This window comes from Phenylobacterium sp., assembly GCF_035309685.1.
GTDB lineage: Bacteria > Pseudomonadota > Alphaproteobacteria > Caulobacterales > Caulobacteraceae > Phenylobacterium.
The window spans coordinates 235,891-243,206 of record NZ_DATGEX010000031.1; the positions used below are offsets into that span (position 1 = coordinate 235,891).

Annotated in this window: 8 protein-coding genes; all 8 read left to right on the top strand. The window is 70.0% G+C overall.

From position 1 onward, the window contains the following. Window positions 1–5: 5 nt before the first annotated feature. The 8 genes from VKQ35_RS10700 to VKQ35_RS10735 all read left to right on the top strand — a co-directional run bounded on the left by VKQ35_RS10700 (window position 6) and on the right by VKQ35_RS10735 (window position 7,188). Window positions 6–1,172, top strand: a complete 1,167-nt coding sequence (locus VKQ35_RS10700) for an acyl-CoA dehydrogenase family protein (RefSeq protein ID WP_324361350.1) — start codon at window positions 6–8, stop codon at window positions 1,170–1,172. Continuing rightward, window positions 1,172–2,377: a CoA transferase gene (locus tag VKQ35_RS10705; protein WP_324361353.1), complete on the top strand. Its 1,206-nt coding sequence runs from the start codon at window positions 1,172–1,174 to the stop codon at window positions 2,375–2,377. The genes VKQ35_RS10700 and VKQ35_RS10705 overlap by 1 nt, the downstream gene beginning before the upstream one ends. 91 nt (window positions 2,378–2,468) lie before the next feature. Next, the gene (locus VKQ35_RS10710) at window positions 2,469–2,975 is read left to right on the top strand and encodes a MaoC family dehydratase (protein ID WP_324361355.1); all 507 of its coding nucleotides are present in this window, start codon (window positions 2,469–2,471) and stop codon (window positions 2,973–2,975) included. Continuing rightward, window positions 2,972–3,451 carry a MaoC family dehydratase gene (locus tag VKQ35_RS10715; protein WP_324361357.1) on the top strand — a complete coding sequence of 160 codons (480 nt, stop codon included), beginning with the start codon at window positions 2,972–2,974 and terminating at the stop codon, window positions 3,449–3,451. The genes VKQ35_RS10710 and VKQ35_RS10715 overlap by 4 nt, the downstream gene beginning before the upstream one ends. After that, complete coding sequence (locus VKQ35_RS10720) at window positions 3,448–4,686, top strand: CoA transferase (protein WP_324361359.1); 1,239 nt, start codon at window positions 3,448–3,450, stop codon at window positions 4,684–4,686. Before VKQ35_RS10715 ends, VKQ35_RS10720 begins: the two co-directional genes overlap by 4 nt. Before the next feature lie 5 nt (window positions 4,687–4,691). After that, window positions 4,692–5,600 (top strand): CoA ester lyase, encoded by a 909-nt coding sequence (locus VKQ35_RS10725; RefSeq protein WP_324361361.1) that lies wholly within the window; start codon window positions 4,692–4,694, stop codon window positions 5,598–5,600. Between the two features lie 13 nt (window positions 5,601–5,613). Continuing rightward, window positions 5,614–6,828: an acyl-CoA dehydrogenase family protein gene (locus VKQ35_RS10730; protein WP_324361363.1), complete on the top strand. Its 1,215-nt coding sequence runs from the start codon at window positions 5,614–5,616 to the stop codon at window positions 6,826–6,828. Next, on the top strand, window positions 6,829–7,188 hold the full coding sequence (locus VKQ35_RS10735) for a hypothetical protein (protein WP_324361365.1): 360 nt from the start codon (window positions 6,829–6,831) through the stop codon (window positions 7,186–7,188). It begins immediately after the preceding gene. Window positions 7,189–7,316: the final 128 nt, after the last annotated feature.

Sequence of the window (7,316 nt, forward strand, 5' to 3'; positions counted from 1 at the left end):
CGGCCATGGATTTCGAGATGAGCGAGGAGCAGGCGCTGATCGTGGATCAGGTCCGCCGGTTCGTCCGCGAGGAGGTGGTCCCGCTGGAGGCGAAGCTCGACCCCGACGCCTCGCGGCTCGAGCCGGAGGACCAGGCGCGGCTGACGGCGATGACCAAGACTATGGGGCTCTATGGCCTCGGCATCCCGCCGGAGTTCGGCGGCCCGGACATCGACATCGTCACCCAGACCCTGATCGCCATGGAGACCTCGCAGCACCGCGCCGGGCTCTACTCCCCCTGCTTCGGGGCGTTCGGCGGCGCGGGCCTCGCGCAGCTTTTCGAAGCCAACGACGACCAGAAGGAGCGGTATCTGTTCCCCATGCTGCGCGGCGAGAAGCGCGGCTTCTTCGGCCTGACCGAGCCCTCCGGCGGCTCCGATCCGGCCCGGGCGATCCGCACCAAGGCGGTGCGCGACGGCGACGACTGGTTGATCACCGGCTCGAAGATCTTCATCTCCGGGGCCGATGTCGCCGACTTCGGCATCGTCTTCGCCCGCACCGACGCCTCCAAGGGGCGCGGTGGGGTGACCTGCTTCATCATCGACGCCGACACCCCCGGCTTCCACGTCCGCCGGGTGGTGCACACGCTGCGCTCGGGTAACTACGGCACCGAGCTGCAGTTCGAGGAGGCGCGGGTGCCGCACGCCAACGTGCTGGGCGAGGTGAACCGCGGCTTCGCGATCGCCAACGACCGCCTGACCCGCCAGCGCATCCCCTACGCGGCCGGCTGCATCGGGGTGGCGATCAAGGCGCAGGCGATGAGTATCGACTACGCCAAGCAGCGCGAGACCTTCGGCGCGGCCCTCTCCACCCGCCAGGCGATCCAGTGGATGGTGGTGGACAACGAGATCGACATCCGCACCGCCCGCTGGGCGACGCTGGCGGCCGCCTGCAAGGCCAAGCGCGGCGAGCCGTACCGCGCCGAGGCGGCGATGGCCAAGCTGCTGGCCTCGGAAGGCGCCAGCCGGGTTGTCGACCGGGCGATCCAGATCCACGGCGGCTACGGCGTCACCAAGGACTTCCCGTTCGAGCGCTGGTACCGCGAGATGCGCATCCGCCGCATCGGCGAAGGCCCCAGCGAAGTGCAACGCATCGTCATGGCCCGCGAACTGTTCGACCAGGCGCTGTACTAGTGGAGGAGGTCCGCCCGCCGCCGCTGACCGGCGTCACCGTCATCGACATGGGCCAGATCTACCAGGGACCCTACGCGGGGCTGCTGCTGGCCAAGGCGGGGGCGCGGGTGATCAAGGTCGAGCCGCGCCACGGCGAGCCGTTGCGCGTGCGCGAGGCGGTGGGCGGCGGCGCCTCGCTGCCGCTGGCCATGCTCAACTCCAACAAGCGGGCGATCACCCTCAACCTGAAGGCGCCGCGCGGCGTGGAACTGATGAAGGCCCTGGCGCGGAAGGCCGACGTGCTGCTGGAGAACTTCGCGCCCGGCGTGATGGACAAGCTCGGCGTCGGTCCGGCGGCGCTGATGGCCGAGAACCCGCGGCTGATCTACGCTTCGGCGACCGGCTACGGCCTTACAGGCCCCGAACGCGACAACCTGGCCATGGACATCACCATCCAGGCCGCTTCCGGCGCGATCAGCGTCACCGGCTTTCCGGACGGGCCGCCGGTGAAGGCCGGGCCGGCGATCGCCGACTTCCTCTCCGGCACCCACCTCTACGGGGCCATCGTCACCGCCCTCTACGAGCGCGAGCGGACCGGGCGCGGGCGGCTGGTGGAGGTGGCGATGATCGAGACCATGTTCCCGAGCCTCGCCTCCAACCTCGGCATGATCCACAGCCGCCCTGACAACACGATCGGGCGCACGGGCAATCGCCACGGCGGTCTCTCTGTCTCGCCCTACAACGTCTACGCCTGCCAGGACGGCTGGTTCGCCATCATCTGCACCAACGACGGCCACTGGCGCAGCCTGGCCACCGCCATGGGCCGCCCCGAACTGGCCGGCGACCCGCGCTTCGCCAGCAACGCGGCGCGGGTCACGCACATGGCGGAGACCGACGCGGCGGTGGAGGCGTGGGCGGCCAACCTGACCCGGGCCGAGATCTTCGCCGCCACCGGCGCCCACCGCGTGCCCTCGGCGCCGGTGCGGGACCTGCAGGAGGTGCTGGAGAACGAACACATGAAGGGCCGAGGCATGCTGGAGGTGATCGACCACCCGAGCCTCGGGCGGATCACCGTCCCCGGCAGCCCCCTGCGCTACCACGGCACCCCCCAGACACCCGCCACCCCCAGCCCAGCCATCGGCGCCGACAACGCCGTGGTCTACAGCGAGCTGCTCGGGTTGAGCGCGGAGGAAGTGGCCACGCTGGCGGAGGCCGGGGTGATCTGACCTCAACCGCCGGAGTTGGGTTGTCCATCGGGCGCGGCGGGGGGTATCGATGGGCGAAAGGCCGGGCGCAGGCCGTCAGGGATCACGGGACATGGCGGAGGGTTTTCGCGAGCGGGCGAAGCTGAGCCCAAAGGGCCGCCTCTACGAGGACTTCCAGGTCGGCGAGGTGCGCGTCCACCATTGGGGGCGGACGATCTGCGAATCCGACACCGTGCTCTTCACCACCCTGACCCTCAGCTTCAACCCGCTCTACACCAACCGCGTCTACGCCCAGGCGCACGGCCACCCGGACATCGTGGTCAACCCGCTCTTGGTGTTCAACACGGTGCTGGGCCTCTCGGTGGAGGACAACAGCGAGATCGGCGGGCCGTTCGTCGGCGTCGGCGCCCTCACCTACCACCAGCCGGTCTATCCGGGCGATACGATCGTCGCCCGGTCCACGACCAGGTCGGCGCGGCTGTCGGCCAGCAACCCGGCCAACGGCATCGTCACCTGGCACACCGAGGGCTTCAACCAGCGCGACGAGCGGGTGATCGACTTCGAGCGCTCGAACCTGGTGCGCCTGCGCCATCCGCCGGCGAAGGACGCCGCCGCGTGAAGCTCTCCGACCTCACCGGCAGGACCAACTACTTCGAGGACTTCACCGTCGGCCAGGTGATCCGCCACGCCCGCGGCAAGACCATCGAGGGGCTGGAGAACGTGCTGATCACCAACCTGGTGATGAACACCGCCCAGGGCCACTTCAACGAGCACGCCATGAAGACCTCGCCCTGGAAGGGGCGGCTCTCCTACGGCGGCGTCAACTTCTCGCTGGTGATGGGCCTGGCGATGCAGGACACCGGCGAGAACGCCCTGGCCGAGCTCGGCCTCGACAACATCCGCCTGATGAACCCGGTGGTGCACGGCGACACCCTCTACGCCTACTCCGAGGTGCTGAGCGTCGAGGACGCCGACCGCGAGGACGCCGGGGTGGTGACGTTCCGCCACTACGGCGTCAACCAGGACGACCAGCAGGTCTTCCAGGGCGATCGGCGGATGCTCCTCAAGCGGCGCAGCCACTGGGGCGACAGGTGAGCGGCGGAGGAGAAGCCTCGGGTCCCCTGGCGGGGCTGAAGGTGCTGGACTTCACCCAGGCGCTGGCGGGGCCGTTCTGCACGCAGAATCTGTGCGACCTGGGGGCGGAGGTGGTGAAGGTGGAGGGGCTGCGCGGGGGCGACCTGTCGCGCAACTCCGGGCCGTTTCATGAGGCGGACACCGAGCGGCGCTATTCCGGCTACTTCCAGTCGATCAACCGCGGCAAGAAGAGCATCGCCGTCGACCTCAAGTCGCCGGCTGGCGTGGAGCTGATCAAGCGGCTGGTCCCGTCGTTCGACGTGGTGGTGGAGAACTTCCGGGTGGGAGTGATGGACCGGCTCGGCCTCTCCTACGAGACGCTGGCGGCGCTGCACCCTCCCCTCGTCTACGCCGCCATCCGCGGCTTCGGCGATCCCCGCACCGGCGAGAGCCCCTACGTCGAGTGGCCGGCCTACGACGTGGTCGCCCAGGCGATGGGCGGGATGATGGGAATCACCGGCCCGGCCGGCGGGCCGCCGACCAAGATCGGCCCGGGCGTCGGCGACACCGTGCCGGCGCTCTACCTGGCCCTCGGCATCGTCAGCGCCGTCCTCGACGCCCGGCGGACCGGCGTCGGGCAGTTCGTCGACGTCGCCATGGCCGACGCGGTGCTGGGGGTGTGCGAGCGGATCGTCCACCAGTATTCGTTCGCCCACCAGGTCCCGGGGCCCGAGGGCAGCCACCATCCCTTCCTGCTGCCGTTCGGCATCTATCCGGCGGCGGACGGCTTCGTCGCCATCGCCTGCCCGGGCGATCCCTTCTTCCGCGCCCTGCTCGCCGCCCTGGACGCCGGCGCGGTGCTGGAGGAGCCGGCGTTCGCGACACCCAAGGCGCGCGCCGGCAACCGCGCGGCGGTGATCGAGCGCCTCTCCGCGCTCACTGCGGCATTCACCAAGGCGCAGCTGCAGGCGCGGCTGGGCGGGGTGGTGCCGTTCGGGCCGGTGATGACCATCGAGGAGATCGCCCACGACGCCCACTTCGCGGCGCGGGCGATGCTGGAGCCGCTCGCGCTGCCGGGCCTTCCCGACACCCTTCGCGTCGCCGGCCAGCCGATCAAATTCGCCCGCACCCCGGCCGGGGTCCGCGGACCCGCCCCCGACCTCGGGGCCGACACCACCGCGGTGCTGAAGAGCCACGGCTTCGCCGACGACGACCTCGCCCGCTGGCGCGAGGCCGGCGCGATTCCTACGGAGTGAAGATTATGACCACCCGACCCGCCCGCCTGCGGCGCTCGCAGCTCTCCGTGCCCGGCAGCAGCGAGAAGATGATCGCCAAGGCCGCCGCCTCCGACGCCGACCATGTGTTCCTGGACCTGGAGGACGCGGTCGCGCCGTCGGCCAAGCCCGGCGCGCGCAAGACCATCGTCGCGGGACTGAACTCGCTCGACTGGGGGAAGAAGACCCGCTGCGTGCGGATCAACGACGTCACCACCTCCTGGTGCTTCGAGGACGTCATCGAGGTGGTGGAGGGGGCGGGCAGGAACCTCGACACCATCATGCTCACGAAGGCGATGCGCGCCGCCGACGTGCAGTTCGTCGAGCTGCTGCTGAACCAGCTGGAGGCCAAGCTGAAGCTCACGCGGCCAATCGGCATCGAGGTGCTGATCGAGGAGGCGGCGGGCCTGCAGAACGTCGAGGCCATCGCCGCCTCTTCGCCGCGCCTGGAGGCGCTGATCTTCGGCATGGGCGACTATTCGGCCTCGCAGCAGATGAACCTGCGCAACTGGGGCAGCGACGGCTATCCGGGCGACATCTTCCACTATCCGCGGTTCCGCATCGCCATGGCGGCGCGGGCGGCGGGACTGGATCCGGTGGACGGGCCCTACGCCAACTTCCGCAACGAGGAGGGCTACCGGCGCGAGGCGCGCTGGGCCCAAATGCTGGGCTTCGTCGGCAAGTGGGCGATCCACCCGGCCCAAATCGCCCCCGCGCTGGAGATCTTCTCGCCGAGCGCCGAGGAGGTGACCCGCGCCCGCGAGCTGGCCACGGCCTACGACAAGGCGCTCGCGGAGGGAATCGGGTCGGTGAGCGTCAACGGGATCATGGTGGACGCCGCCTCGATCCGGATCATCATGAACACGGTGCGCAAGGCCGAGCTGATCGGCCTGTAGTGGAGAGAGCGTGATGGCGGACGATGCGGCCGGCGTGGCGGCGAGCGAGGGCTATCTGACCCCCGAGCGGATCATGATGCGCGACATGGCGCGGCAGTTCACGCTCGAGGAGGTGCTGCCGGCCGCCAACCGGCTCGATCCGGTCAAGGGCGACATGCCGGCCGAGATGATCGCGCGGATGGGCGAGCTCGGCTTCTTCGGCATCCTGATCCCGGAAGAATACGGCGGCCTGGGGCTCGGCGCGTTCGAATACTGCCTAGTGGCCGAGGAGCTGGCGCGCGGCTGGATGAGCGTCGCCAGCATCATCGCCCGGGGCAACTCCTTCTACCGCTCGATCCCCGGCGAAGGCGAGGAACGCCGGCGCAAGATCGAGGCCATGGCGCGCGGCCAGTACCTGGGCGCGGCGGCGCTGTCCGAGCCGGGCGTCGGCTCGGACCTCGGCGGCGTCACCTGCCGCGCGCGGCGGGAGGGCGACGAATGGGTGATCACCGGCTCGAAGTACTGGTGCACCTTCGCCGACGGCGCCGACTTCATCAGCGTGCTGTGCCGGGTCGACGATCCGGCCGCGCCGCCCGGCAAGGGCGCGACGGTGTCGGTGTCGGTGGAGAAGCCCAAGGGCGAGCTCCCACGGGGCGTCACCGGCGCCCCGATCCCGAAGATCGGCTACTATGGCTGGCGGACCTGGGAGCTGCACTTCGACGCCGTGCGCGCCCCGGCCCGCGCGCAGGAGACCGGCAACCCGGAGGCCGGCCGGGCCGTGCAGGGCGTCGCCTTCGGCCTCGGCCTCGCCCGCGCCCACACCGCCGCCCGCTCGATTGGCCTGGCGCGCGGGGCGTTGGAGGACGCCATCGCCTACGCGAAGGAACGCAAACAGTTCGGCCAGCCGATCTCCGACTTCCAGGCTATCCGGTTCAAGATCGCCAGCATGGCGACCGAGGTCGAGGCCGCGCGGCAGCTGATGTACTACGTCTGCAGCGAGATCGACGCCGGGCGCGCGGGCCGGGTGGAGACCTCGATGGTCAAGCTGTTCGCCTCGGAGATGGCCGAGCGGGTGACGAGCGAAGCCCTGCAGATCTTCGGCGGCGCCGGCTACACCACCCTCTATCCGATCGAGCGCTACTGGCGCGACGCGCGGCTGACCAAGATCTTCGAGGGCACCTCGGAGATCCAGCAGCGCATCATCGCCGACACCCTGCTCGGCAAGCCGACAGTGCGGGGCTCGAACTGATTGACGCGCCTGGCCGCCACCCTGGCCGCGGCGTGCCTCGTGCCGATGTCGAGCGCCGCGATGTCGGCGCCTCGGGGGGCGTCGATGGCGCCGAGCAGAACGTTCTCCAATATCACAGCGGCGACCCTGGTGTGCGTGGCGGACAGAAGCCGCAAGCAACACGGCACCGTTTACATAGCGGACCCGAGGAACCCGAACATCGTCACCTCGGAAACCCACTACTTCGGCCTGACCAGGATCGTCTACGACTTCGATCCACCGGCCCGAACGGTCACCTACCGGATCCTTCAAAAGCCCGGCCTCGCCTCCTACGGCCAGGTCTGGGACGGCATCCGCGACGCGATCGCGGCCTGCTCATGATGGGCGGGAGGGGAAGGATATTCAGCGGGGCCGACCCTGCGTACCCTCGCCGACGGTAATGAACAGCGCCGTGGCTTCGCCGTCGATGTCGGCGGTGTGCCATACGCCGGGGTCGTTGATCGCATACT